The 25,132-nt window shown below is 76.3% G+C and carries 19 protein-coding genes; 9 read left to right on the forward strand and 10 right to left on the reverse strand.

Going from position 1 to position 25,132, the window contains the following annotated elements:
• Nucleotides 1-53 precede the first annotated feature (53 nt).
• On the reverse strand, nt 54-3,188 hold the full coding sequence (locus tag ACN27B_RS24845; RefSeq protein WP_422741671.1) for an ATP-binding protein: 3,135 nt from the start codon (nt 3,186-3,188) through the stop codon (nt 54-56).
• A 171-nt stretch (nt 3,189-3,359) separates the two neighbouring features.
• Between ACN27B_RS24845 and lnt the strand changes: the two genes are divergently transcribed.
• From lnt to ACN27B_RS24860, 3 genes are read left to right on the forward strand one after another with little or no spacing between them, the layout of a single operon-like run.
• Complete coding sequence (lnt, locus tag ACN27B_RS24850) at nt 3,360-4,895, forward strand: apolipoprotein N-acyltransferase (RefSeq protein ID WP_422746066.1); 1,536 nt, start codon at nt 3,360-3,362, stop codon at nt 4,893-4,895.
• A 26-nt stretch (nt 4,896-4,921) separates the two neighbouring features.
• Complete coding sequence (locus tag ACN27B_RS24855) at nt 4,922-5,713, forward strand: polyprenol monophosphomannose synthase (RefSeq protein WP_422741672.1); 792 nt, start codon at nt 4,922-4,924, stop codon at nt 5,711-5,713.
• 55 nt (nt 5,714-5,768) lie between these two features.
• Entirely contained in the window at nt 5,769-6,284 is a 516-nt protein-coding gene (locus ACN27B_RS24860; protein ID WP_099160999.1) for an FxsA family protein, read from the forward strand.
• A gap of 71 nt (nt 6,285-6,355) precedes the next feature.
• On the opposite strand, the gene ACN27B_RS24865 is transcribed toward ACN27B_RS24860, so the two are convergent.
• Nucleotides 6,356-6,697, reverse strand: coding sequence for an RNA polymerase-binding protein RbpA (locus ACN27B_RS24865; protein WP_046564157.1), 342 nt, complete (start codon nt 6,695-6,697; stop codon nt 6,356-6,358).
• Between the two features lie 224 nt (nt 6,698-6,921).
• Here ACN27B_RS24865 and ACN27B_RS24870 point away from each other — a divergent pair, with 224 nt between their 5' ends.
• Nucleotides 6,922-8,403, forward strand: a complete 1,482-nt coding sequence (locus ACN27B_RS24870) for a peptide MFS transporter (RefSeq protein WP_099164588.1) — start codon at nt 6,922-6,924, stop codon at nt 8,401-8,403.
• A 7-nt stretch (nt 8,404-8,410) separates the two neighbouring features.
• Here the strand turns inward: ACN27B_RS24870 and ACN27B_RS24875 are convergent, their stop codons facing one another.
• From ACN27B_RS24875 to ACN27B_RS24885, 3 genes are read right to left on the reverse strand one after another with little or no spacing between them, the layout of a single operon-like run.
• A complete protein-coding gene (locus tag ACN27B_RS24875; protein ID WP_422741673.1) occupies nt 8,411-9,001 on the reverse strand; it encodes a pyridoxamine 5'-phosphate oxidase family protein in 591 nt (196 codons plus the stop codon).
• 58 nt (nt 9,002-9,059) lie between these two features.
• Nucleotides 9,060-10,199: a hypothetical protein gene (locus tag ACN27B_RS24880; RefSeq protein WP_422741674.1), complete on the reverse strand. Its 1,140-nt coding sequence runs from the start codon at nt 10,197-10,199 to the stop codon at nt 9,060-9,062.
• Between the two features lie 12 nt (nt 10,200-10,211).
• Nucleotides 10,212-11,564: an MFS transporter gene (locus ACN27B_RS24885; protein WP_422741675.1), complete on the reverse strand. Its 1,353-nt coding sequence runs from the start codon at nt 11,562-11,564 to the stop codon at nt 10,212-10,214.
• 70 nt (nt 11,565-11,634) lie between these two features.
• On the opposite strand from ACN27B_RS24885, the gene ACN27B_RS24890 reads away from it, so the two are divergent.
• The 4 genes from ACN27B_RS24890 to ACN27B_RS24905 are packed head-to-tail and all read left to right on the forward strand — an operon-like array spanning nt 11,635 to nt 14,992.
• Complete coding sequence (locus tag ACN27B_RS24890; RefSeq protein WP_422741676.1) at nt 11,635-12,285, forward strand: TetR/AcrR family transcriptional regulator; 651 nt, start codon at nt 11,635-11,637, stop codon at nt 12,283-12,285.
• Nucleotides 12,286-12,340: 55 nt separating this feature from the next.
• Nucleotides 12,341-13,651, forward strand: a complete 1,311-nt coding sequence (locus ACN27B_RS24895) for a flavin-containing monooxygenase (RefSeq protein WP_422741677.1) — start codon at nt 12,341-12,343, stop codon at nt 13,649-13,651.
• Complete coding sequence (locus ACN27B_RS24900) at nt 13,648-14,472, forward strand: SDR family NAD(P)-dependent oxidoreductase (RefSeq protein ID WP_422741678.1); 825 nt, start codon at nt 13,648-13,650, stop codon at nt 14,470-14,472. The genes ACN27B_RS24895 and ACN27B_RS24900 overlap by 4 nt, the downstream gene beginning before the upstream one ends.
• 10 nt (nt 14,473-14,482) lie before the next feature.
• On the forward strand, nt 14,483-14,992 hold the full coding sequence (locus ACN27B_RS24905) for an NUDIX hydrolase (protein ID WP_422741679.1): 510 nt from the start codon (nt 14,483-14,485) through the stop codon (nt 14,990-14,992).
• A 7-nt stretch (nt 14,993-14,999) separates the two neighbouring features.
• On the opposite strand, the gene ACN27B_RS24910 is transcribed toward ACN27B_RS24905, so the two are convergent.
• The 4 genes from ACN27B_RS24910 to ACN27B_RS24925 all read right to left on the reverse strand — a co-directional run bounded on the left by ACN27B_RS24910 (nt 15,000) and on the right by ACN27B_RS24925 (nt 22,305).
• Nucleotides 15,000-16,025, reverse strand: a complete 1,026-nt coding sequence (locus tag ACN27B_RS24910; protein WP_357961307.1) for a LacI family DNA-binding transcriptional regulator — start codon at nt 16,023-16,025, stop codon at nt 15,000-15,002.
• Nucleotides 16,022-18,442 carry a glycoside hydrolase family 3 C-terminal domain-containing protein gene (locus ACN27B_RS24915; protein WP_422741680.1) on the reverse strand — a complete coding sequence of 807 codons (2,421 nt, stop codon included), beginning with the start codon at nt 18,440-18,442 and terminating at the stop codon, nt 16,022-16,024. Before ACN27B_RS24915 ends, ACN27B_RS24910 begins: the two co-directional genes overlap by 4 nt.
• A 233-nt stretch (nt 18,443-18,675) precedes the next feature.
• Complete coding sequence (locus tag ACN27B_RS24920) at nt 18,676-19,893, reverse strand: ROK family transcriptional regulator (RefSeq protein ID WP_099160992.1); 1,218 nt, start codon at nt 19,891-19,893, stop codon at nt 18,676-18,678.
• Nucleotides 19,894-19,971: 78 nt separating this feature from the next.
• Entirely contained in the window at nt 19,972-22,305 is a 2,334-nt protein-coding gene (locus ACN27B_RS24925) for a TIM-barrel domain-containing protein (protein ID WP_422741681.1), read from the reverse strand.
• 114 nt (nt 22,306-22,419) lie between these two features.
• Between ACN27B_RS24925 and ACN27B_RS24930 the strand changes: the two genes are divergently transcribed.
• Entirely contained in the window at nt 22,420-24,429 is a 2,010-nt protein-coding gene (locus ACN27B_RS24930) for a beta-galactosidase (protein WP_422741682.1), read from the forward strand.
• A 13-nt stretch (nt 24,430-24,442) separates the two neighbouring features.
• On the opposite strand, the gene ACN27B_RS24935 is transcribed toward ACN27B_RS24930, so the two are convergent.
• A complete protein-coding gene (locus ACN27B_RS24935; protein WP_091574462.1) occupies nt 24,443-25,093 on the reverse strand; it encodes a LysE family translocator in 651 nt (216 codons plus the stop codon).
• Nucleotides 25,094-25,132 lie beyond the last annotated feature (39 nt).

Raw genomic sequence — 25,132 nt, forward strand, 5'->3', positions numbered from 1 at the left:
CGGCGCCGCTGACCGCGGGCGCACCGCGCGCTGACCGGGCGGCGGCGCCGCGGTCAGCCGGCGGCGAGCACGGCCACCGCCTGCGGCCGCGCCAGCGCGGCGCCGCGGGTGAACGCCGCCGCGAACGCCGCCGCGCCGAGGTGCGACCGGGCCGCGTCGGCGACCGGCGCAAGCACCGGGGCGTCGGCCGCGCCCGTGCCGGCCAGCAGCGCCGACACGGCCCCCAGCAGGTACGCGGCCCGTTCGGGCCCGTCGTCGGCCAGCAGCGGCCGGACCAGCCCGTCCACCGCGGCGACGACGGTCGGGACGTCCCACACCCCGACGGTGGCGGTGACGACGCGCCGGTAGTGGGCGCGGGCCGCCGCCGGGTCACCGGCGGCGTCGGCGAGCTGCCCGAGCGTCACCCGCGCCGCCAACCGGACCACCTCCGCGCCGAACCAGCCCGACGGGCACCCGGCGAGGGCCCGCTCGCACAGCGTCCGGGCACGGTCGGGGTCGCCGTCGCGGCGGGCGATCTCCCCGAGCCCCAGGTCGGCGGCGGCGACCAGTTCCGGCGCGCCGGCCGGCCCGGCCATCCGGCGCACCCGCCGGTAGTCGTCGCCCGCGCCGGTCAGGTCACCGACGAGCAGGCGACCGTCGGCGCGGGTGCGCAGCAGCTCCGCCAGGTCCAGCGTGGAGCCGAGCTGCTCGACCAGGCGCAGCGCCTCGGCCATCGGGGCGGCGGCCGCGCGGGCGTCGCCCTCCCGGTAGGCGGTCTCGGCGAGGGTGCTCAGCGCCAGGATCATGCCCCACCGCTCGTTCAGCGCCCGGAACCCGGCCAGCGCCTCGGTGAGGTCGGCGCGGGCCCGGTCGTGGTGGCCGTGCAGCAGGTGCACGGTGGCGGTGCCGAGCACGCCCAGGGCCCGGCTCCACGGGTCGGTGCCGAGCAGCCATTCCCGGCTGGCCCGGTCGGTCAGCACGGCCAGCCGGTGCGGCGGTGGCGGGCCGCTGGCCATGCCGGACAGGTAGAGCAGGAACGGATGTCGGGGCGGACGGTCGCGGTCCCACAGGATGCGGGAGGCCGTGGCGACCGCCGTGGCGTCGCCGGCGCCGGCGAGCGTGGCGACCAGCAGACACAGCGCGTACTCCTCGTCGAGGCCGGCCGGCGCCGCGGCGAGCCGGTCGACGAGCCGCCCGGCCAGCGCGGCGCCCTCGCCGCGCAGCCCCCGCAGCCACCAGTAGAACGCCAGCGCCGCCACCAGCCGCAGCGCGGCTTCGGTGTGCCCGTCGTCCACCGCCCGGCGCAGCGCCGCGTGCAGGTCGTCGCGGGCGGCGTCCAACCGGCGCAGCCAGCGGTCCTGGCCGACACCGCGCAGGCCGGCGTCGCCGGCCCGGGCCAGGTCCAGGAAGTACGCGGTGTGCGCGGCCCGCACCCGCGTGGCCTCCCCGCCGTCGGTGAGCCGCCGCGCCGCGTAGGCGCGGATGGTGTCCACCATCCGGTACCGTCCGTCGTCGGCTTCCACCAGGGACTTGTCCACCAGCCCGGTGAGCACGTCGACGACGTCGTCGCCGCCGGTCGGCCCGCACACCGCCTGCACCGCCGGCAGGTCGGCGGCGCCGACGAACACGCCCATCCGGGCGGCCAGGCGCCGCTCCGGCTCGTCCAGCAGCTCCCAGCTCCACCCCACCACCGCCTCCAGCGTGCGGTGCCGGGGCTGCGCCGTCCGGTCGCCGCGGCGCAGCAGCCGGAACCGGTCGTCCAGGCGCGCCGCCACGTGCGCCACCGGCAGGGCCCGCAACCGGGCCGCGGCCAGCTCCAGGGCCAGGGGCAGGCCGTCGAGGGTGCGGCAGATCCGCAGCACGGCCGGCGTGGTGGCCGCGTCCAGGGTGAAGCCCGGCGCGACGTCGGCGGCCCGGTCGGTGAACAGCCGCACCCCGGCGTAGGCGGCGGCCGCCTCCGGTGGCACCGGGCCGGCGGGCACCGGCAGCCCACCGACCGGGCACATCGCCTCGCCGGTGAGACCCAGCGGCTCCCGGCTGGTGGCCAGCACCCGCAGGTCGGGTGCGGCGGCGAGCAGCCGGGCGGTCAACCGGGCCGCGTCGTCGACCACGTGCTCGCAGTTGTCCAGCACGAGCAGCAGCCGCCGGTCGGTCAGCGCCGCCACCAGCCGGTCGGTGAGGTCGCGAGGGCCGCCGGGGGCGCGCAGCCCGGCGTCGCGCAGGTCCAGCGCGGCCAGCACCGCCGGCGCCACGGCCGACCCGGGCGCCACCGACGCCAACTCCACCAGGCACACGGGGGCGTCGTGGCGGCTCGCGGCGGCGACGGCCAGGCGGGTCTTGCCGGCGCCGCCCGGCCCGTGCAGGGTCACCAGACGCGCCGAGGCGAGCAGCTCACCGACCCGGCGCAGTTCCCGCTCCCGGCCGACGAAACTGGTCAGCGGAGTCGGCAGCCGCGACGGCGTGCCACCGGCGGGCGGCCCGTCGTCGCGCAGCAGGGCGGTGTGCAGGGCGACCAGCTCCGCCGACGGGTCGGCGCCCAGTTCCTCGGCGAGCACCTCCCGGGCCCGGGCGTACACGGCCAGCGCCTCGGCGCGTCGGCCGGCGCCGTGCAGGGCGCGCATCAGCTGCCCGTACAGCCGCTCCCGCAGCGGGTGCGCCGCCACCAGCGCCCGCAGTTCCGCCACCAGCGGCGGACCGGCCGGCGCGGACGCCAGCTCCGCCTCGACGCGGTCCTCGACCGCGGCGAGGCGCAGGTCCCGCAGCCGGGCCGCCTCGGCGGCCAGCACCGTGCCGGTGACGTCCGCCAGCGGCTCGCCGCGCCACAGCTGCAGCGCCTGCCGCAGCAGCGCGCCGGCGCGGCCCGGGTCGCCGGCGGCCAGCGCGACCCGGCCGGCCTCGGCCAGGCCGGCGAATTCATGCACGTCGACCTGCTGCGGGTCGACGACCAGCCGGTAGCCGGCCGGACCGAACTCGATCTCCACGCCGGGCAGCAGCCGGCGCAACCGCGACACCTGTGACTGCAGCGCGTTCGCGGCCCGCTGCGGGGGGTCGGCGTCGTAGACGCCGTCGACGAGCCGTCCCGGCGGCACCGTGCGGCCGGCGTCGAGCAGCAGCAACGCCAGCAGGGCGCGCAGCCGCTGCCCGGCGACGGGCAGCGCGGCGCCGTCGGCGGCGTACGCCTGGGTGGGGCCGAGGACACCGAACCGCATACGCCCGATTGTCGCCTGCCCCCGGTGGTCCGGCCCACACCGGCCGGGCCGGGAGACGTCGCGGCCGGGTAGCCTTCGGCCCGTGATCGTGGTGAGGTGCCGGTGACGACGCTCGACCGGGAACAGCCGCGTGCCACCGACGGGGCACGCCCGGACGCCGACGCGCGTCCCCTGCCGTTGACGCTGGCCGTGCCCGCCGCCGTGCTGGCCGGTCTGGCGCTGCTGGTCGCGTTCCCCCCGTACGGGCTGTGGCCGCTCGCGCCGGTCGGGGTGGCGTTGCTGGCCGCAGCGGCGCACCGGCGGCGGTTGCGCGCCGGCGCCGGGCTGGGCTTCCTCGCCGGGGTGGCGTTGTTCGCGCCGCTGCTGGAGTGGACCAACCTGCACACCGGCTACCTGCCGTGGGTGCTGCTGTCGCTGCTGCAGGCCGGCTACCTGGCGCTGCTGGGCGCGGCCACCGCCTGGGTGTCGCCGCTGGCCGACCGGCACCGGGCGGCGTGGCCGCTGCTCACCGGCGTGCTGTGGGTGGGGCAGGAGGCGCTGCGCGACCGCACCCCGTTCGGCGGGTTCCCGTGGGGGCGGCTGGCGTTCAGCCAGGACACCTCGCCGCTGCTGCGGCTGGCCGCGCTCGGCGGCGCGCCGCTGGTCACGTTCGCCGTCGCGCTCGCCGGCGGGATCCTGCTCACCCTGGCCTGGCGGGACTGGCGCCGCACGGCCGGGCAGTGGCGGCCGGTCGCCGGGCTCACCGCCGCGCTCGTCGCGGTCGTGGCCGCCGGCACGGCCGTCCCGACCGGGGTACGGGGGGCCGGTGACACCGTCACCGTCGCCATCGTGCAGGGCAACGTGCCCCGCCTCGGGCTGGACTTCAACGCCCAGCGGCAGGCGGTGCTCAACAACCACGTCGACGCCACCCTGAAACTGGCCGAGCAGGTCACGCAGGGCGCCCAGCGCCGCCCCGACCTGGTGGTGTGGCCGGAGAACTCCAGCGACATCGACCCGCTGCGCAACCCGGGCGCCGGCGACCGGATCTCCCAGGCCGCCGACGCCATCGGCGCGCCGATCCTGGTCGGTGCGGTGCTGCTCGGCCCCGGTCAGGGGCAGGTCCGCAACGCCGGTCTGCTGTGGCGCCCGGGCAGCGGCGCCGACCTGACCCAGCTGTACACCAAGCGGCACCCGGTGCCGTTCGCCGAGTACGTGCCGCTGCGCTCGATCGCCCGCAAGGTCAGCGCCGAGGTCGACCGGGTGCGCTCGGACTTCGTCCCGGGCACCCGCGCGGGTGTGCTGGACACCGGCGCGGTGACCCTCGGCGACGTGATCTGCTTCGAGGTGGCCTACGACGGCATCGTCCGGGACACCGTCACCGGCGGCGCGCAGCTGCTGGTGGTGCAGACCAACAACGCCACGTTCGACGTGGCCGAGGCCCGCCAGCAGCTGGCCATGGTGCGGTTGCGGGCCGTCGAGCACGGCCGGGCCGCGCTGATGGCCTCCACGGTCGGGGTGTCCGGGTTCGTTTCCCCCGACGGGCGGGTAGACGGTGCGACCGGGTTCAACACCGCCGAGGTGGTGGTGCGGCAGATGCGACTCGGGGACGGGCGTACCCCGGCCACCACGGCCGGGGTGTGGCCGGAGGTGGCGCTCGCGGCCCTCGCCGTCGCGGCGCTGGCCGGCGCGGCCGTGCTGCGCCGCCGCCGGAGGGCCACCGCCGGCTGAGGCGACGAGCGGGAGGCGGTGCGACGGTGGGCGTGGCAGCCGACAGGCGGACGGTCGGCCATCCCGGGGTGGGGCGGGTCCTGGTGGTCATCCCCACCTACAACGAGGCCGACAACGTGCGCCGCATCGTCGACCGGGTCCGCGTGGCGGCACCCGCGGTGGATGTCCTCGTCGCCGACGACAACAGCCCCGACGGCACCGGCGCGATCGCCGACACGATCGCCGGGAACGACCCCCGGGTGCACGTGTTGCACCGTCCGGGCAAGGAAGGTCTCGGCGCGGCGTATCTGGCCGGTTTCGCGTGGGCGCGGCGGCGTGGCTACGACGCGGTGGTGGAGATGGACGCCGACGGCTCGCACGCCCCGGAGGACCTGCCGGCGCTGCTGGCGGCGGCCCGCGACGCCGACGTGGTGATCGGCTCCCGGTGGACGCGGGGCGCGCGGGTGCTGAACTGGCCGTGGCGGCGGCTGCTGCTGTCGCGCGTCGGGAACCTGTACGCGCGGGTGGCGCTGGGTATGCCGGTCAGCGACGCCACCGGCGGCTACCGGGTGTACCGGACGAGCGCGCTGGACGCGATCGGCCTGGACTCGGTGCGTTCCCAGGGGTACGCGTTCCAGGTGGAGCTGTCCCGGCTGGCGCACCGCGCCGGGGTGCGCATCGTCGAGGTGCCGATCACGTTCGCCGAGCGGGAGCACGGCGACAGCAAGATGAGCCCGCTGATCGTGGCGGAGGCGTTGTGGCGGGTCACCCGGTGGGGGGTGCGGGACCGGCGGTCGGCGGCGCGGGGCCGGCCGGCGGCGTTGGCCCGGTGGCCGTGAGCGCGGGCGTGTCATGCTGGAGGGGCGTGACGACACACCGGGCGGATGAGGTGAGATGCGCCGAGGACTGAGATACCTACCACCGGCCCTGCTGCTGCTGACGCTGCTGGAGCTGGCCGTTTTCGTCCTGGTGGGCCGGGCCGTCGGGTTCGGCGCGGCGCTGCTGCTGGTGTTCGCGGCCTCGCTGCTGGGTCTGGTGCTGCTGCGCCGGGAGGGCATGCGGGCGTGGCGGGGGTTCCGGGCCGCCGCGCAGGCCGGCCAGCCGCCGGGGCCGCAGGTCACCGACGGGCTGGTGGGCCTGCTGGGTGCGCTGCTGCTGGCGCTGCCGGGTCTGGTCAGCGGCGCGGTGGGGCTGTTGCTGCTGGTGCCGCCGCTGCGTCGACTGGCCGGCGGCGGGGTGCGCCGGGCCACCGAGCGGCGGGTGTCGTCGATGGTCGCCGGTGACCTGTTCGGGCCGCGCCGGGTGCGGGTCTACCAGGGGCAGTCGCAGCCGACCCCCACGGCCTCGCCGCAGCAGCCGCCGGTGGCCGAGCCCGGCCGGGCCATCGAGGGTGAGATCGTGGACCGCTGACGCAACACCCCAGACGTGACGAAACGCCCCCGGGAGTGATTCCCGGGGGCGTTTCGGTCGTCTACGGGTGCTCAGGCGCGACCGCGGCGGGTGCGGACCTCCTGGAGCCGCTCGGCGAGGATGTCCTCCAGCTCGGCGATCGAGCGGCGCTCCAGCAGCATGTCCCAGTGGGTGCGCGGCGGCTTGGCCTTCTTCTGCTCCGGCTCGCTGCCGTCGACCAGGCGGGCGACGCTGCCGTCGAACTTGCACTCCCAGGTCGTCGGGACCTCGGCGTCGACGGCGAACGGCACCTCGAACTGGTGGCCCTTGGCGCACAGGTACTCGCGGGTCTGACGCGGCGCGAGCTCCGTGTTGCGGTCGGATTCGTAGCTGACCGCGCCCAGCCGGCTACCGCGCAGCATACGCTCGCCCATGATCGACTTCCCCTCGTCCGTGGTGCTGGTCTTCAGGTGTAACGGCCGGTCACCGCCCGCCCATTCCCCACCCACGCCGGCAGGGCCGTACGCGGGTCGGAAGCATCAAGGGTAACCGGCCATGACAGCTGCCCGGCGGGGTCGTCCCCGGCCGGGCCGAATCGGTGGAGTGTTTCGCCTGTCAACGGGGATGTTACCCACCCGCATGCGTGCCGGAGGTGACGATGACCAGTGACGCGCCGGTCGGCGCACGACCGCCCGCCGGGAAGACCTTCTTCGGTCACCCACGGGCGCTGTCCACCCTCTTCCTCACCGAGATGTGGGAGCGGTTCAGCTTCTACGGCATGCGCGCCATCCTGGTGCTCTACCTGACCGCCGCGGTCGCCGACGGTGGGCTCGGCATCGGCGAGTCCAGCGCCAACGCCGTCTACGGCACCTACAACGCGATGGTCTACCTGATGGCGCTGCCCGGCGGCTGGGTCGCCGACCGGCTCATCGGCGCGCGACGCAGCGTGCTGTGGGGCGGCGTGGTCATCGCCGCCGGCCACTACGTGATGGCGATCCCCACCGGGTGGAGCGTGTTCGCCGGCATGACGCTGATCGTGCTCGGCACCGGCCTGCTCAAGCCGAACATCTCCACCATGGTCGGCGACCTCTACGAGCGGGACTCACCCCGCCGCGACGCCGGGTTCTCCATCTTCTACATGGGCATCAACCTGGGCGCGTTCATCGCCCCGCTGATCACCGGCTTCCTCGGCGAGAAGATCAACTGGCATCTCGGGTTCGGCGCCGCCGCCATCGGCATGACCTTCGGCGTGATCCAGTACGTGGCCGGACGGCGCAACCTCGGCGACGCCGGTGCCCGGCCGGCCGACCCGCTGCTCGGGGCCGACCGGCGGCGGGCGCTGACCCGCGTCGGCGTGGCCACCGCCGTGGTGCTGGTGGTCCTGCTCGCGCTGCTGCTGACCGGCTGGTTCACCGTCGACACGGTGGTCAACCTGCTCACCGTGGTCACCGTGCTGGTGACCGTCGCCTACTTCGCGCGGATCCTCACCGACCGGGAGATCAGCGACACCGAACGCAGCCGGATGAAGGCCTACGTCTGGCTGTTCATCTTCGCCGCGTCGTTCTGGCTGATCTACGACCAGGCCGGGTCGGTGCTGAACATCTTCGCCGCCGACCGCACCGACCGGAACGTCGGCGGCTTCACCTTCCCGGCGTCCTGGTTGCAGTCGGTCAACCCGATCCTCATCATCATCGGCGCGCCGCTGGCCGCGTGGCTGTGGCTCAAGCTCGGCCACCGGGTGTCCACGCCGACGAAGTTCGCCGTCGGCCTGGTGCTCAACGGCCTGTCGTTCGTGCTGATGGCCGCCGCCGCCCAGGCCGCCGTCGGCGGCGACCTGGTCTCGCCGTGGTGGCTGGTCGCCGTGTACGCGATCCAGGTCGCCGGTGAGCTGTCGCTGAGCCCGGTGGGCCTGTCGGCCACCACGAAGCTGGCCCCGGTCAAGTACGCCAGCCAGATGCTGGGCCTGTGGTTCCTCGCCACCGCCGTCGGCGACGCCATCGGCGGTCAGGTGGCCCGGCTGGCGGACAGCTGGTCGCAGGCGACCTACTTCCTGACCTTCGGGCTGGCGTCGGTGGTGCTGGGCCTGGCCGCGGTGATGTTCACCCGCCAGATCCGGGGCCTGATGGCCGGCATCCACTGACCGCCGCTCACCCCGCCGGCACGGGCGGCAACGGCAGCGGCATGCCGGGCAGCCCGTCGATGCTGGTCGCCACGTGCTCCTTGCCGGCGAAGTAGGCGCTCAGCGACGCGTCGTCCTCCCGGGCGAACCGCCGCCCGTGCAGGTCCCGGTCGGTGTCGTAGCTCATCAACGGCACGGTGTAGCCGCAGGTGTCGCGGATCAGCTCGGCCCGCACCACGATCACCGCCCGCAGCCCGTGCGGGCTCGGGTCGATGTCCGGGAAGTGCCGCAGCAGGTCGGGCCAGCGCGGGTCGTCGCGGAACACCGGCTCGCCGCGCCCGTGCACCCGCACGATGGTCGGCGGCCCGGCGAAGGCGCACCACATCAGCGTCACCCGGCCGTTCTCCCGCAGGTGGGCGATGGTCTCGGCGTTGCTGCCGGCGAAGTCGAGGTAGGCCACGGTGTGCTCGTCGAGCACCGCCAGGCAGCCGCGCAGGCCCTTGGGGGAGAGGTTGACGGTGCCGTCGCCGGACAGCGGGGCGGTGGCCACGAAGAACATCGGTTGCGCCTCGATGAAGTCCCGCAGCCGGCCGTCGATGCGCTCGTACGTCTTTCCCATGCCCCGATCCTCCCCGGGCAGCGGGGTGTGGCGCTGTCCCGTCCCAGCCCGTGGCCGGTCAGCCGGTGCGCGTGCCGAGCCGGGCCAGGGCCGTGGCCAGGTCGCTGACCTGGTCGGCGAGCTGCCCGGCGCGCCGCTGCGCGGCGTCCCGCTCGGCCTCGGCCGCGGCCGTGCGGGAGGCCAGGTGGCCCGCCCGGGCCTCGGCGGCGCTCGCGGCCCGCCGCGCGTCGGCCAGCTCCGCGGCCAGCCCGTCCCGTTCGGCGGTACGGGCGGCGGCCTGCTCCACCGCGGCGGTCACCTCGGCGCGCAGTCGCTCCAGCGCCGCCTCGGCCTCGGCCCGGGCCGCGTCGGCGCGGTCCCGCGCCACGAGAGCCTGCCGCGCGGCGGCGGCCTCGGCGTCGGCCCGTTGCGCGGCGGCCCGGGCCGCCTGCTCGGCGTCGACGGCCCGGGCGGCGGCGGCCTGCGCGTCGGCGCGGGACCGCTCGGCCCGGTCGAGGGCCTCGGCGGCCGAGCGGATGGCCCGCTCCGCGTCGGCGCGGGCGGTGTCCCGTTCGGCGGTCAGCTCGGCGACCCGGTGCCGCTCGCCGTCGCGTTCGGCCCGCACGGTGCGCAGCTCGTGGCGGGCGGCGTCGCGGTCCCGCTCGGCCTGCACCCGCAGCGCCTGGGCGGCGCCCGTCTCGGCGCGCGCGGTGTCCCGGGCGGCCTCGGCGTCGGCGACCCGCTCGGCGGCGACGGTGGCGGCCGCCTCGGCGCGGTCGGCCCGGTCCCGGGCGGCGTCGCGTTCGGCGTACGCGGCGCGCGCGTCCTGCTGGTCGCGGGTGGCCGCCGCGGCGGCGTCCTCGGCGTCGCGGCGGGCCTCGTCGCGTTCGGCGTGCGCGGCGGCGACCTGCGCGGCCGTCTGCGCGCGCAGCTCGGCGAGCTGCCGCTCCACCCCGGCCGGGGACAGCTCGGCGTGCAACGCCTCGCTGAGCGTCTCCACGATCTGGTCGAGCCGGTCCACCGCCTCCCAGGTGCGTGCCACCTGCCCGGGCAGGCCGGGGGAGTTGCGGTGGCGCATCCGCGAGTTGCGGGCGGCCCGCTGGCAGGCGCCGTCGTTGTCCCGGCAGTAACGGAACGGGCGGCCCGCGCCGACGCGCTGCGGCACCTCCCGCCCACAGTGGGCGCAGGGGCGGGTCTCGGTGGCGGGCTCGACGTCCATCGGGGGCGAAGTCTAGTGGCCGGTCCCGGCGCGGGCCGCGCCGTCGAGGGTGTAGCGGCGTTGCACCAGCACCGCGACCACCATCACCGCGGCGGGCAGCAGACCGAAGCCCCAGCGCAGCGCGTCCAGCGCCGCCGGGGACTGGGTCACCGTCTGCCCGGCCGAGGACGCGACGAACCCGCCGGCGGCCAGGCACAACGCGTACGCGTAGGGGCCCAGCGCCGCGCCGGTGGCCTCGGTCGCGGTCCACACCCCGGTGTACGTGCCGGCCCGCTCGGCGCCGGCGGCGCGGATCACGTCGGGCAGCATGGAGAACGGCAGCAGCTGCATGCCCGCGAACGCCACCCCGAGCACGGCCACGGCGGCGACCAGCACCGGCAGCCCGGCGGGCCGCCCGACCGCCAGCACCAGCGACCCGGCGGCGAACGTGGCCTGCCCGGCGAGCAGCGCGCGTTGCTTGCCGACCCGGCGGGCCAGCGCCAGCCAGGCGGGAGTGACCAGCAGCGCCGGCGCGACGAACGCGGCCACGAGCACCGTGGTGAGCCCGGGGCGGCCCAGCTCGTACTCGGCGTAGTAGGGCACCCCGGCCAGGACCAGGTGGGTGGTGGTCGACATGGCCAGGTAGGCGCCGACCAGGGCGCGGAACTGCCGGTCCCGCAGGCTGGCCGCCAGCGTCCGCCACCCGCCGGCGCCGTGCGGGGCCGCCGGGGCGGCGGCGGTACGACGCAGCCGGTCGATCCCGACCACGCCGACCGCCATCGCGGCGAGCATCCCGGCCGCCAGCACCACGGCCATCCGCAGGTAACCGGCGCGGGTGGCGTCGTCGCCGCCGCTCAGCAGCGGCGCCAGCAGCCCGGAGACCAGGATGCCGAGGGTGAGCACCACCATCCGGAACGCCATCAGCCGGGTCCGCTCGTGGTAGCCGATCCGCAGGTCGGCCGGGGTAGCCAGGTAGGGCACCTGGTAGGCGGCGAACAGCAGGTTGCCGGCCACGAAGAACACCGCCACCCAGCCGGCGGCGGCCGCGCCGGTGAGGTCGCCGGGCGCGGCGAACAGCGCGGCGAACGCCACCGGCAACGCGCAGCCGGCCAGCAGCAGCCGTCGGCGGTGACCCCGGCGGGCCTGCTCGACGTCGCAGCGGTGCCCGATCCACGGGTGCAGCAGCACGTCGGCGATCTTCGGCAGCAGCAGGGTCAGCCCGGCCAGCCACGGTGCGACCGCGAGGACGTCGGTGAGGAAGTAGAGCAGCAGCAGCCCGGGCACGGTCACCCAGACACCCATGCCGAGCGAGCCGGCGGCGAACCCGACCAGCGGTCCGCGTGGCAGGGCGACGGCGCCGTCGCGCCGCTGGTCCAGCCCGGTCATGCCGTCTCCTGTCCCGGGGCGCGCCGCCCCAATCCAACGGATGCTGGATTGTAGGGGGAACAATGGCCGGATGACCATGCCCCGCCGGCGACCGGGCCGGCCCCGCCGCGACGACCAGCGACCGACCCACGACCTCGTGCTCGCCGCCGCGACCGCGTTGTTCGCCGAGCGCGGGTTCGACGCGGTCAGCGTCCGGGACGTGGCCGCCGCGGCCGGCGTCGACGTGGCCACGGTGGCCCACCACACCGGCACCAAGGCACAGCTCTACGACGCCTGCTTCGCCCGGGTGTTCAGCGCCGAGCGCGAGGCCCTGGAGGCGGCCGGGCAGCGCGCGGCCGAGGCCCTGACCGCCGGCCCGGACCAGGCGCTGCGGGCGCTGCACGAACTGGTCGACGTGTTCGTCGACTTCCTGGAGGACCGGCCGGAGACCACCGCGCTGTGGCTGCGCCGCTGGCTGGAGCCGCAGCGGCACGCGGAGCTGGACCGGCGTTACTCCGCGCCGCTGTACGCGCAGGTCGAGCGCCTGCTCGCCGCCGCGGCGAGGGCCGGGGCGCTGGTCGAGCCGGCACCGCACGTGACCGTGCGCAGCCTGGTCTGGGCGGTGCACGGGCACGTGGTGGCGCTCGCCGCGCGCTCCGGCTCCGCGGCGCGCGAGCGGCGTGAGTTCCGGGCGTTCGTGCACCGCCTCCTCGACGGGCTCTACCCGCCGGCCACCCCTTGACGGCGTCCCGCCCACCGGGGATTATCCAGCAGTCGTTGGATAAAAGGAGGCGGGCATGTCGGCACCACCCCGGGTCGCGGTCGTCGGCGCCGGAGCGGCCGGACTGGCCACGCTCAAGGCGCTCGGCGACGCCGGCGTGCCGGCGGTCGCGTTCGAGACCGCGGACACCCTCGGCGGCCTGTGGGTCTACGGCGCGCCCGGCTCGCCGGCGTACCGGACGCTGCACCTGAACACCAGCCGGGGGCGCACCGAGTTCGCCGACCACCCGATGCCCGGCGACTGGCCCGACTACCCCGACCACACCCGCGTCGCCGGCTACCTCGGCGACTACGCCGACCGGTTCGGCCTGCGCGACGCGGTGCGGCTGCGGCACACCGTCGACCGGGTCACCGCCGCCGGCGACGGCTGGCGGGTGCACGCCACCGGCCCGGACGGCCCGGTGACCGTCGACGTCGAGGCGGTCGTGGTCGCCAACGGGCACAACCGGGTGCCGAACCGGCCCGCGCCCTATCCCGGCGAGTGCGCCGCGCAGCAGATGCACAGCCACGACTACCGGGGACCCGAGCAGCTCGCCGGCCGGCGGGTCCTGGTGGTCGGCGGCGGCAACTCCGCCATGGACATCGCCGTCGACGCCTCGTACGCCGCCACCCGGACGTTGCTGTCGCTGCGCCGGGGCGTCTGGGTGGTGCCCAAGTATCTGCTCGGCCGCCCGTCGGACACGCTCAACGGGGCGCTGGCCCGCCGGCTGCCCTGGCGGCTGCGCCAGCGGATCAGCCAGAGCATGCTCAGCGCCACCGTCGGCCCGCCCGCCCGCTACGGGCTGCCCGCCCCGGAGCACGGCTTCCTCCAGGACCACCCGACGCTCTCCGACACGCTGCTGTCCCGGCTCACCCACGGCGACGTGCAGGCCCGTCCCGGCATCGCCCGCTTCGCCGGCGACCGGGTCGAGTTCACCGACGGCCGGGTCGACGAGGTGGACCTGGTGCTCTGGTGCACCGGCTACCGGGTGGAGGTGCCGTTCCTCGACCCGGCGCTGCTCGGCGACGGCGCCGACCGACTGCCGCTGTACCGGCACGTGTTCCACCTGGACGCCCCCGGCCTGGCGTTCGTCGGGCTCATGCAGTCCACCGGCGCGGCGTTCCCACTGGTCGAGGCGCAGGCCCGGCTCGTCGCCGCCCGGCTGGCCGGCACCTGGGCGCCGCCGGAGCCGGACCGCCAGGCCGCCGCCTGCCGCGCCGAGCTGCGCGCCGCCACCGCCCGCTGGGGACAGCGCCGGCCGCACATGCGGGTGGACTTCGACGCGTACCTGGCCGAGCTGCGCCGGGAACTGGCCGCCGGCCGCCGGCGGGCCGGAGCGGCCCGGTGAGCGCGCTCGCCGGGCGGCGGGTGCTGGTCACCGGCGCGCACGGCACGTTCGGCCGGCGCTTGGGCGCCGCGCTGACCGACGCCGGCGCGCACGTGGTCGGCCTGGACCTGCACGCCGACGCCGACGCGACGCCGCCGGTGCTCGGGGTCGACCTGACCGACGCGGCGGCGACGCCGGCCGCGGTGGCCGCCGCCGTCGACCGGCTCGGCGGGCTGGACCTGCTGCTCAACAACGCCGGCGTCGGCGGTCCCGCCCCCGCCGAGCTGGCCCCGGACGAGGTGGTGCGCCGGCAGTTGGAGGTGAACCTGCTCGCCGCCTGGCGGACCACGGCCGCGGCGATGCCGGCGCTGGAGGCCGCCCGCGGCCGGGTGATCTTCGTGGCCAGCCGGATGGCGGTGCTGCCGCTGCCCCTCGCGGCCGCGTACGGGGTGAGCAAGCGGGCCCTGGTCGCGTACGCCGACGCGCTGCGCCACGAGGTCGGCACGCACGTCGGGGTCAGCGTCGTCTACCCCAGCATGGTCGCCTCCCCGATCCACGACAGCACCGTCGCGGCCGGGCTGTCGCTGAGCGGGGTGTCCCGGCCCGAGCCGGTCGAGGGAGTGGTCGCGGCGATCCTGCGCGCCGCCGCCGCCCGGCGCGCGCCCCGCGACGTGGCCACCACCCGACGCGGCCGGGTCGAGCTGGCGCTGGCCCGGCACGCGCCGGCGCTGGCCGACCGGCTGGTGCGGCGGACCGTCGCCGGGCGCGTCGCCGCCGGTGACCTGGACGGCGCGGCGCTGGCCGCCGGGATGGTGCGGCGGCACCGCCAGGCGCGCGGGTAGCCTGCTCGCCATGCCCGTGTCGCCCTACATCGCCCGGCTGCGCCGGCACGTCGGCCACGACCTGCTCATGCTCTACGGGGTCAGCGGTGTGGTGACCGACGACGCGGGGCGGGTGCTGCTGGCCCGACGAGGGGACAACGGCCGCTGGTCGGTGCCCGCCGGCACCGTGGACCCGGGCGAGCAGCCCGCCGACGCGCTGGTGCGCGAGGTACGCGAGGAGACCGGCGTCGAGGTGGCGATCGAGCGGCTGGCCGGCGTGGCCACCCGCCCGGTGGTCTATCCCAACGGCGACGCCTGCGAATACCTCAACGTCTGGTTCCGCTGCCGGGCCGTGGGCGGGACCGCCACCGCCGACGGTGACGAGTCCCTGGCGGTGGCCTGGTTCGCCCCGGACGCGCTGCCCGACCTGGACGACTGGTCGCGGCTGCGGATCGGCACCGCGCTCGCCGACGACGCCTCGCCCTGGTACGCGGCCCCGGGCGAGCACCATCCGGCGCTGCGCCGCCCGGACAGCCTCTGACCGGTCCTCACCGACCGGGCCGGCCGCTGGTGTCGCGCACGGTCAGCCGCGGTTCCAGCAGGGTCACCTCCGGCACCGGCTCGTCGCGCAGCCGCCGCATCAGCAGCGTCACCGCCTGCCGGCCGACCTCCTCGGCGGGCACCGGCACGCCGGTCAGCCCGGACTGCTCGGCCAGCTCGTCGGGGCACACCGCGACCACCGAGACGTCCCGCGGCACCCGCCGGCCCAGCAGCGGCAACGCCGACAGCACCGGCCCGACGGCCGACTCGTTCTGCACCACCAGCCCGGTGACGTCGGGGTGGTCGGCCAGCAGCGCCTCCAGGTCCCGCCGGACCGCCGCCGGGCCCTCCTCGCAGGGCCGGGCCACCGCGTCGACGCCGAGCCGGTCGGCGGCGGCCAGCACCCCGGCCCGGGTCCGGTGGGCGAAGCCGGTGCCCCGGTCGTAGACGGCGGCCGGCGCGCCGAGCAACGCGATCCGCCGGTGCCCCGCGCCGGCCAGGTGCTCCACGCACAGCTCCCCGGCCCGCCGGAAGTCCAGGTCCACGCAGGCCAGCCCGCTGCTGTCGGTCGGGTGGCCGATCAGCACGCCGGGCAGCGCCAGCTCCCGCAGCAGCGGCACCCGGGAGTCCTCCAGCTCCACGTCCATCAGCAGGACGCCGTCGACCAGCGCGCTGCCGGCGATCCGGTGCAGCCCGGCCGGCCCCTCGTCGGCGGTCACCAGCAGCACGTCGTGGTCGTGGCGGCGGGCGGTGGTGACCACCGCGGTGGCGAACCGCATCACCACCGGCACCTGCATGCCGGTGCGCAGCGGCAGCACCAGGGCGATCACGTTGGCCCGGCGGCTGGCCAGCGCCCGCGCCCCGGCGTTGGGGTGGTAGCCCAGCGCGCGGACACTGGCCAGCACCCGGCCCCGGGTGGTCGCCGAGATGGCGCGCTTGCCGCTGAGCACGTACGACACGGTGCTGGCGGCGACCCCGGCGTGGCGGGCCACGTCGGCGATGGTGACCTGGTCACCGGCGACCCGGCCGGTCACCGGGCGGCCCCCGACCGCCCGTCGGTGGTCACCGGCGCGGCGTCGCCGCCGGTGACGGCGAGCGCGCCGACCAGCCGCACGTCCCGGGCGGACCGGCCGACCAGCACCGAGTGGACGGCGTCCTCCACCACCGTCGCGGCGCGGTTCTCGTCCCACCAGGCCAGATCGGCGGTACGCAGCCGCAGCGTCACCCGGGCCGCGCACCCCGGGTCGAGGGTGACCCGGGCGAAGTCGCGCAGCTGCCGCAGCGGCTGCTTGACCCGGGAACGACGCTGCCGGGTGTAGAGCTGCACCACCTCGGTGCCCGGGTGGCGGCCCGTGTTGGTGACCTCGACGCTCACCTCCACCTCCTCGCCGGCGTGCGCCGTGGCGGTGCTCAGCCGGAGGTCAGCGTAGTCGAACGCGGCATAGCTGAGCCCGTGCCCGAACGGGTACAGCGGCTCACCCCGGTGGTAGAGGTAGGTGGCGTCGGCGCCGATGACGTCGTAGTCGAGCAGGTCGGGCAGCTCGGCGGTGTCGGCGTACCAGGTCTGGGTGAGCCGGCCGCCCGGGTCGGCGGCGCCGAGCAGTACGTCGGCCAGCCCGTTGCCGTGTTCCTGTCCACCGTGGGCGCTCCACAGCACCGCCGGCGGTTGCTCCCGCGCCCCGCCCACCGCGTACGGGTAGCTGCTGGTCAGCACCAGCACGGTACGCGGGTTCGCCGCCCGCACGGCGCGCAGCAGGTCCTGCTGGCCGGACGGCAACGCCAGATCGGCCCGGTCCTCGGTCTCCCGCCCGTTGACCATCGGATGGTTGCCGAGCACCACCAGCGCCACGTCGGCGGCGGCGGCCAGCGCGGCGGCCTCGGCGGCGCCGTCGACGACCAGGTCGACGGTGAACCCGGCCGGGTCGCCGGTGTCGACGCGCAGGCGGCCCTCCGGGTCGACGCCGACGTGCCGGCCGGTGGCCAGGTGGTGCAGCAGCGCGCTGCCGTCGGGCCGGTGGTGCAGGCGGAACGTCTCCCGGACCACCCAGCCGCCCGGGCCCGGACGGTCGTCGACCAGCGTGCCGGAGTCCTGGGCGCCGACGTACCGGCCGTGGTGGGCCACGCGCAGCGCCACCACGCCCTGCCCCCAGTCGACCACGTCGAACTCCGTCGGTGCGCCGTCGCCGAGGACCAGCGGTGCGCCGTCGACGCACCGCACGGCCCGGTCGCCGACGCGCAACGTGATCCGGTCCGCGCCGCAGTGGGTGCGCACGTCGGGCAGCCGGCCGAGCAGCCCCCGGTACGCGCTCACCGCGTACGGCGGCGTGCCGCTGTACCAGTCGGTGAGCACGGTGTCGGCGAGCGGGCCGAGCACCGCGACCCGGGTGTCCGGCGCCAGCGGCAGCAGACCGTCGTTGCGCAGCAGCACGACCGACTGGCGGGCGGCCTCCCGGGCGAGTTCCCGGTGCGCGGGGCAGTTCACCACGTCGGCCGGCACCCCGGCGTACGGGTCGTGGCCGGGCGGGTCCAGGTCGCCCAGGCGCGTGCGCACCGACAGGATCCGCCGGACCGCGCGGTCCACGTCGGACTCGGTGACGAGCCCGCGCGCCAGGGCCTCGGTGAACCGGGCCACCGTGGGGCCGGGGTCGTCGTCGTCCTCGGTGAAGCTGTCGATCCCGGCGCGCAGCGCGGCGGCGAACCCGGTGACGTGGTCGGGCAGGTACGCCTGCACGCCGGCGATGTTGCCGACCGCGCCCGCGTCGCCGACCACCAGCACCTCGTCGTCGGCCCAGCCGCGCAACTCCCCGTCGATGAGCGGGCTCAGGTGCGCCGGCACGCCGTCGACCAGGTTGTACGACGCCATCACGGCCACCGCCGCCCCGGCGGCCAGCGGGGCGCGGAACGCCGGCAGCTCGTACTCGTGCAGCACGCGCGGCGGCAGGTCGCTGGAGGTGACCGCCCGGTCGGTCTCGTTGTTGTAGCCGAGGAAGTGCTTGAGTGTCGGCGCGGTCCGCAGCCGGGTGGGGTGGTCGCCGCGCAGCCCATGGGCGTAGGCGGTGGCCAGGCGGCCGGTCAACCACGGGTCCTCGGACCAGCCCTCCTCGTTGCGGCCCCACCGGGGGTCGCGCAGCGGGTTGACCACCGGCGCCCACACGTTGAGCCCGACCCGACCCGGGTCCGCCTGGTGTTTGGCCCGGACCTCGTCGCCGACGGCGGCGCCGACCGCCCGGATCAGGTCCGGGTTCCAGCTGGTCGCCAGTCCGATCGCCTGCGGGAAGACGGTGGCCTCGCCGAGCCAGGCCACCCCGTGCAGCGCCTCGGTGCCGGTGCGGAACGCCGGTAGGCCGAGCCGGGGGACCGGCGCCTGCCACTGGTGCAGCAGGCCGAGCTTCTCCGGCAGGGTGAGCCGGGCCAGCAGGTCGTCGGGACGGGGTGCGACGGGATCGGTCATGGCGGGCGCCTCCGGGGAAGCGTGCGGCACCCCGGTCGTCGAAGCGCTTCGACGACCGGGCCGGGAGACGGCGGCGCGCACGCGGAAAGGGGGTGGTGGTCGGGCGGCGGCGTCGGCCCGGAGCAGTGGTGAAGCGCTTCGACGACCGCCGAAAAACACGCCGGCACCGGGTTGCCCGGTCGCGGTGACGGCGTTACCCGAGGTTGGCACCCCGCGCGGGCGCGGTCAAGGGGTCAGGCGGCGGGCAGCTGCCCGGCCTCCACGGTGGCCAGTGCGGCGGTGGCACCGCCGAGGGCGCTGGCCTCCGAGCCCAGCGTGCTGGCCTCGACCCGGACCACCGGCGGCGGCGCCAGGGTGCGGTCGGCGAGTTCGGCGCGGACGGCCGGCAGCAGCCACGGCGCGAGCGCGGCCAGGTGCCCACCCAGCACGACGACCTCCGGGTCGAGCAGGTCGACCAGGACGCAGACCGCCCGCCCGAGCTGCCGGCCGACCTCGGTGAGCCCGGTCCGCACCGGGTCGTCCCCGGCGCGGGCGAGCACCTGGATCCGCTCGATCTCCGGCAGGTGGTCGGTGATCGGACCGTCCTGCGTGGCGTCCGGCAGCAGGCGGCGCACCACGGCGTCCACGCCGACGAGCGCGGCGAGACAACCCCGACGACCGCACCCGCACGCCGGCCCGTCCGGCAGCACCGGCAGGTGGCCGATCTCGCCGGCGAAGCCCCGGCCGCCACGCAGCAGCCGCCCGCCGCTGACCACCCCGGCGCCGACGGTCGGCCCGCCGGTGAGGTGCACCAGGTCGGCCGTGCCGGCGTACGGGCCGTGTCGCAGCTCGGCCGAGACGGCGAGGTTGGCGTCGGTGTCGACGCCGATCGGGAAACCCGGGTCGCGCAGGGCGCGACGCAGCGCGGCGGCGAGCGGCACATTGCGCCAGCCCAGTGCCGGCGCCGCCGGCACCACGCCGTCGCCGTCCACCGGGCCGGGCACGCCCACGGTGAGCCCCAGCACGGTGCGGCCCGCGCCGGTGACCCGGTTGATCGCCCGCCGGGCCAGCGCGGCGAGCGCCGCCACGGTCTCGTCCGGGCCGGCGGTGGCGGTGGCGAACGCCCGTCGCCAGGTGAGGACCCGTTCGCCGGCCAGGTCGACGGCGACCACGACCAGTTCGTCGGCGCCGATGCGCAGGCCGAGCCCGACGTAGCGGGAGCCGTCGAGCACGAGCATGGTCGCCGGGCGGCCCACCCGGTTCTCGGTCAGCCCGGTCTCGCGCAGCAGACCGTGCTCGATCAGCTCGCCGACCAGGCTGGAGACGGTGGCCTTGTTCAGCCCGGTGCGGGCGGCGACGTCGGCCCGGGAGCAGGGGGCGTGCAGCCGGACGTGCCGCAGCACCGCGGCCCGGTTGGCCACCCGTACGTCGCCCAGGTCGGCCGTCCGCGACGGCCGGTCGATGCTGATCACGAACTGCCCGCCTCCTGCGCCCGGCCCCGGTTTCGGCTACAGCTTAAACTAAATCGGCGACGGTCCGGACCGCCGGAGTCAGCCCCCGAACCACGGCTCGAACGCGGTCGCCGGCACGGTCTCGCCGTCGAGCACGATCCGGCGCGGCGAGTCCGCCCCGACCACCGAGACCCCGCGCACGTCCAGCGGACCGTCCACCCGCACGTGCAACGTGTCGCCGTCGCGGCTGGCGGTGACCGTGGTGTCGCCGGCCTCGTCGCGTACCACCGTGACGGCGTCGGCGCCGCCCCAGGCCACGAGCGTGACGTCGCGGAACGGCCCCTCGGCGACGGTGGGGGCGGCCGGGGTCACCGGGATCAGCGCCCCGCGTCGCACGTACAGCGGAAGGCGGTCGATCGGCACGCGTACCCGCAGGTGTCGGCCGCCGCTGTGGCCCTCCCCGGTGGTCGCGTCCAGCCAGTCGTCGCCGGCCGGCAGGTAGACGGCGCGTTCCCCGGACGGGTCGAGCACCGGCGCGACCAGCAGGTCGCGGCCGAGACGGTACTGCAGGTCGGTGGTCCAGGCGGTGGGGTCGTCCGGGGTGTCGACGAGCAGCGCGCGCAGCATCGGCGCGCCGGTGCGGGCCGCGTCCACGGCCGCCGACCAGAGGTACGGCAGCAGCCGGTACCGCAGCCGCAGCGCGGCCACCGCGTGCCGTTCCGCCTCGGGCGGGAAGTCCCAGGGCAGCCGGCTGGTGGTGCCGTGCAGGCGGACCAGTGGCGAGAGCGCGCCGAACTGGGTCCAGCGCACGTACAGGTCCGCAGCGGGGGTGCCGTGGAAGCCGCCGGTGTCATGGCTCCAGAACGGCACCCCGGACAGGCCGTGGGAGAGCCCGCCGCGCAGCGTGCTGGCCATTCCCGGCCAGGTGGCGTTGACGTCGCCGCTCCACTGGGCGCTGTGCCGCTGCCCGCCCAGGTACGACGAGCGCGCCCAGACCGTGCGGTGCCCGGCCACCTCCTCGGTGACGTCGGCGACCGCGTCGTTGAACAGCAGCGCGTACACGTTGTGCAGCTCGACGCCGGTCATGCCGTTGTGCGCCACGGCGTCGGCGGGCACCGCCTCGGCGAAGTCGGTCTTGAACACCGCGACGCCCTGCGCGAGCAGGGGGCGCAGCAGGCCCTGGAACCAGCGCACCGCCGCCGGGTTGGTGAGGTCCACGATGGCGCAGACCGGATAGCTGCCGTGCCAGGTGTCGGCGACGTACGTGGCGCCGTCCGGGCGGCGCAGGAAGTAGCCGGCGGCCTCGGCGTCGGCGTAGAGCGGGCTGTCGGTCATCAGGTAGGGGTTCATCCACAGGCACACCCGGAACCCCTGCTCGGCCAGGTCCTTGAGCATCGCGGCCGGGTCGGGGAAGGCCCGCTCGTCCCAGCGCAGCTCCGACCAGCGCCCGGCGACCTGCCAGTAGCAGTCCAGGTGCAGCACGTCGCAGGGGATGTCGCGCTCGCGGATCAGCCGGGCCCGCTCCAGCACCCGCTGCTGGCTGTCCGGGAAGAAGCCGGAGGAGATCCAGGCCCCGAACGCCCAGCGCGGCGGCAGGTAGGGCCGGCCGGTCAGCGCGTCCAGCCGGTCGAGCACCTGCGCCGGGGTGGGGCCGGCCAGCACGTAGTAGTCGAGCAGGTCGTCCGGGACGAGCACCTGCACGCTGCTGTGGGTGCTGGCGCAGACGTCGAACTGCACCGGCAGGCCGCTGTCGACGAGCACCCCGTAGCCGCGGTCGGAGAGGTAGAACGGCACGTTCTTGTGCGACCGGTCGGACTCGCCGCCGAAGGCGTCGAAGTTCCACATCAGCGGTCGCTGCCCGCGCTTGTCCAGCGGGGTGAACTTCTCCCCGAAGCCGACGAACCGCTCGTCGCCGGGGGCGACGAAGCTCTCGTGCCAGGCGGCCGGCTCACCGTCCACGGTCGAGCGCCCGAGTGGAAGGGTGCGTCGCCGGCCGCTGATGTCCCGGGTGCCGGTGTCGGCGGCCAGCAGCAGCCGGCCGTCCGGGGTGAGGAACCGCAGCCCCCACGGGTCGAGGCGTACCTCGGCGACCACCGCGCCGGCGTCCACGCGCGCGTACGCGTCGTCGACGCTGACCACGGCCGGGTGCGGGGCGGCCCGGACCAGGGGCAGCGCCCGCGCCGAGCGGCTGCGCACGGCGAGGTCGTCGGCGAGGCGTACCCGCAGGATGCCGTGGCCGGCGGCCTCCACCCGGGCGACCACGGTGCGGCCGGAGGCGCAGGTGGCGGCGAGCGTGACCCCGTGCGCGTCGGTGGTGGCCACCTCGGCCCGCAGCACGTCGTCGGCACCCTCCTCACCGGGGGCGCGCACCGGCAGGTCGGGCGGGTCGGCCACGAACGTCTCGAACGGGACCAGGGGCGGGCGGTACGGCATGGGCGTCTCCTCGCGGCGACACGGGCGGTTCCGCCAGTTTCTTTGGGATCACAACTAACTGTCAATGAGTCCTCGCATTGACTTTCGCTCTCACCTGTTCTTACTTTGGCTTGGATGACAACTAAAGGACTGTGGGCCGACGGTCGACTCCGGTACGGCGGCGACTGGAACCCGGAGCAGTGGCCTCAGGCGGTGTGGCGCGAGGACGTCGCGCTGATGCGCGCCGCCGGCGTCGACCTCGTCACCGTCGGCGTGTTCGCCTGGTCCCGCCTGGAGCCCGCACCCGGCCGCCACACCCTGGACTGGCTCGACCGGGTGCTGGACCTGCTGCACGACGCCGGCATCCGGGCCGCGCTCGCCACCCCCACCGCCTCGCCGCCGCCCTGGTTCTCCCTCGCCCACCCGGACGCGCTGCCGGTCACCGCCGACGGGGTACGCCTGCACCACGGCAGCCGGGACACCTACTGCGCCGCCGCGCCCGCCTACCGGACCGCCGCCCGGAGCATCACCGAGGTGCTGGCCGCCCGGTACGCCCACCACCCGGCGCTGGCACTGTGGCACGTGCACAACGAGTACGGCACCACCTGCCACTGCGCGCACGTCGAGACGGCGTTCCGCCGCTGGCTCACCGACCGGCACGGCGACCTCGACGCGCTCAACGACGCCTGGGTGACCAGCTTCTGGGGCCAGCACTACACCGACTGGGCGCAGGTCGCCCCGCCCCGCGCCACGCAGTACCTGGGCAACCCCGGGCAGCTGCTCGACTTCCGCCGGTTCTGGTCCGACACGCTGCTGTCCGCGTACACCGCGCAGCGGGACCTGCTGCGCGCGGCGAACCCGGCGGTGCCGGTCACCACCAACTACGCGCTCGGCGACTGGGTGCCCGTCGACCACGCCCGCTGGGCACGGGAGGTGGACCTGGTGGCCGTCGACCACTACCCGTCCCGCACCGACCGGGGCGCCGAGGAGCAGACCGCGCTCGCCGCCGACCTCGCGCGCGGCTGGGCCCGCCACGGGGCCGGCCGGCCCGTGCCGTGGCTGCTGATGGAGAGCGCGCCGAACCAGATCCACACCGCCCACCGCATGCACACCAAGGAACCGGGCCGGATGATCCGGCACAGCCTCGCGCACGTGGCCCGCGGCTCCGGCGGGGTGATGTTCTTCCAGTGGCGCGCGCCGGCCGGCGGCGCGGAACGGTTCCACTCCGCGGTGGTGTCGCACGTCGGCAAGGACACCCGGGTGTTCCGCGAGGTCACCCGGCTCGGCGCCATGCTCAACCGGCTCGCCGGCACCGCCTCCGGTGCGGTGCCGGCGGGCGTCGCGATCGCCCACGACGCCGCCAGCGGATGGGCGCTGCGCCACCCCGGCATGCCCCGCTACGGCCTCGACCACCCGGGCGAGGTGGCCGCCGCGCACCGGGCGCTGTGGCACGCCGGCATCACCGCCGACCTGGTGACGCCCGGCGACCCGCTCGACGGGCACCGGCTGCTCCTGCTCCCCGCGCTCTACCTGGCCTCCGACGCCACCGTCGACTGGGTCCGCCGCCACGTCCACGCCGGCGGGCACCTGCTGGTCACCTGGCTCAGCGGGGTCGCCGACGAGCACGCCCGCGTGCGTCCCGGCGGCTACCCGGGCGCGTACCGGGACCTGCTCGGGGTGCGGGTGGAGGAGTTCCACCCGCTCGCCGACGACGAACGGGTGCCGCTGACCAGCGGCGGGATCGGCCGGATCTGGTCGGAGACGGTGCACCTGACCGGGGCGGAGGCGGTCACCGCCTACATCGGCGGGGTGCTGGACGGCCGGCCGGCGGTGACCCGGCACCGGGTCGGCGATGCCCACACCTGGTACGTCTCCACCCGCCCCGACGACGACACCTACCGGCGGCTGCTCACCGACGTGGCCCGCCGCGCCGGCGTCGGCCCCACCTGCCCCGAGGCGCCACCGGGTGTCGAGGCGGTACGCCGACACGCCGGCGACCACACCCGCCTGTACCTGTTCAACCACACCGACCGGCCGCAGCGGGTGCCGGCCGCCGGACACGAGCTGCTCACCGACGAGCCGGTCGCGGAGGTGCTCACCCTCGCGCCGGGCGGCGTGGCGGTGCTGCGCGAGGCGCGGCGCTGACGCGCGTACCGCCTCAGGGGGTGGCGACGGCGGCGCGCGAGCGGTCGGCGGCGATGCGCACCGCGAGCCCGGCCAGCACGGTGCCCATCACGTAACGCTGGACGCGGGCCCAGCCCGGCCGGCGGGTGAGGAACGCCGACACCGATCCCGCGCTGAGCACGATCAGCGCGTTCACGGTCAGCGCGATGCCGATCTGGGTCAGCCCGAGCAGCAGGCTCTGCACCGCCACGTGTCCGCGCGACGGGTCCACGAACTGCGGCAGCAGCGACACGTAGAGGATGGCGATCTTCGGATTCAGCAGGTTGGTGACCAGACCCATGGTGAACAGCCGTCGGGGCCGGTCCGGCGGCAGCGGCGCCGGGGTGAACGCGGACCGACCGCCCGGGCGCAGCGTGCGCCACGCCAACCAGAGCAGGTAGGCCGCGCCGGCCAGCTTCACGGCCGTGTAGAGCGGCGGCACCAGCACGAAGACGGTGGCGATGCCGGCGACCGCGGCGGCCAGGTAGACGCCGAACCCGACCGCCACCCCGAGCAGCGACACCAGGCCGGCCCGCCGGCCCTGGGTGACCGACCGGGACACCAGGTAGACCATGTTGGGCCCGGGTGTGAGCACCAGACCGAGCGCCACCAGGGCGATCCCCACCACCGCACCGAGCGTGACCATGTTGCCCTCCCGCCGTCGGTCCTGCCCGGACCCTACGCC

The organism is Micromonospora sp. WMMD754 (genome assembly GCF_049315235.1).
Taxonomy (GTDB): domain Bacteria; phylum Actinomycetota; class Actinomycetes; order Mycobacteriales; family Micromonosporaceae; genus Micromonospora; species Micromonospora sediminicola.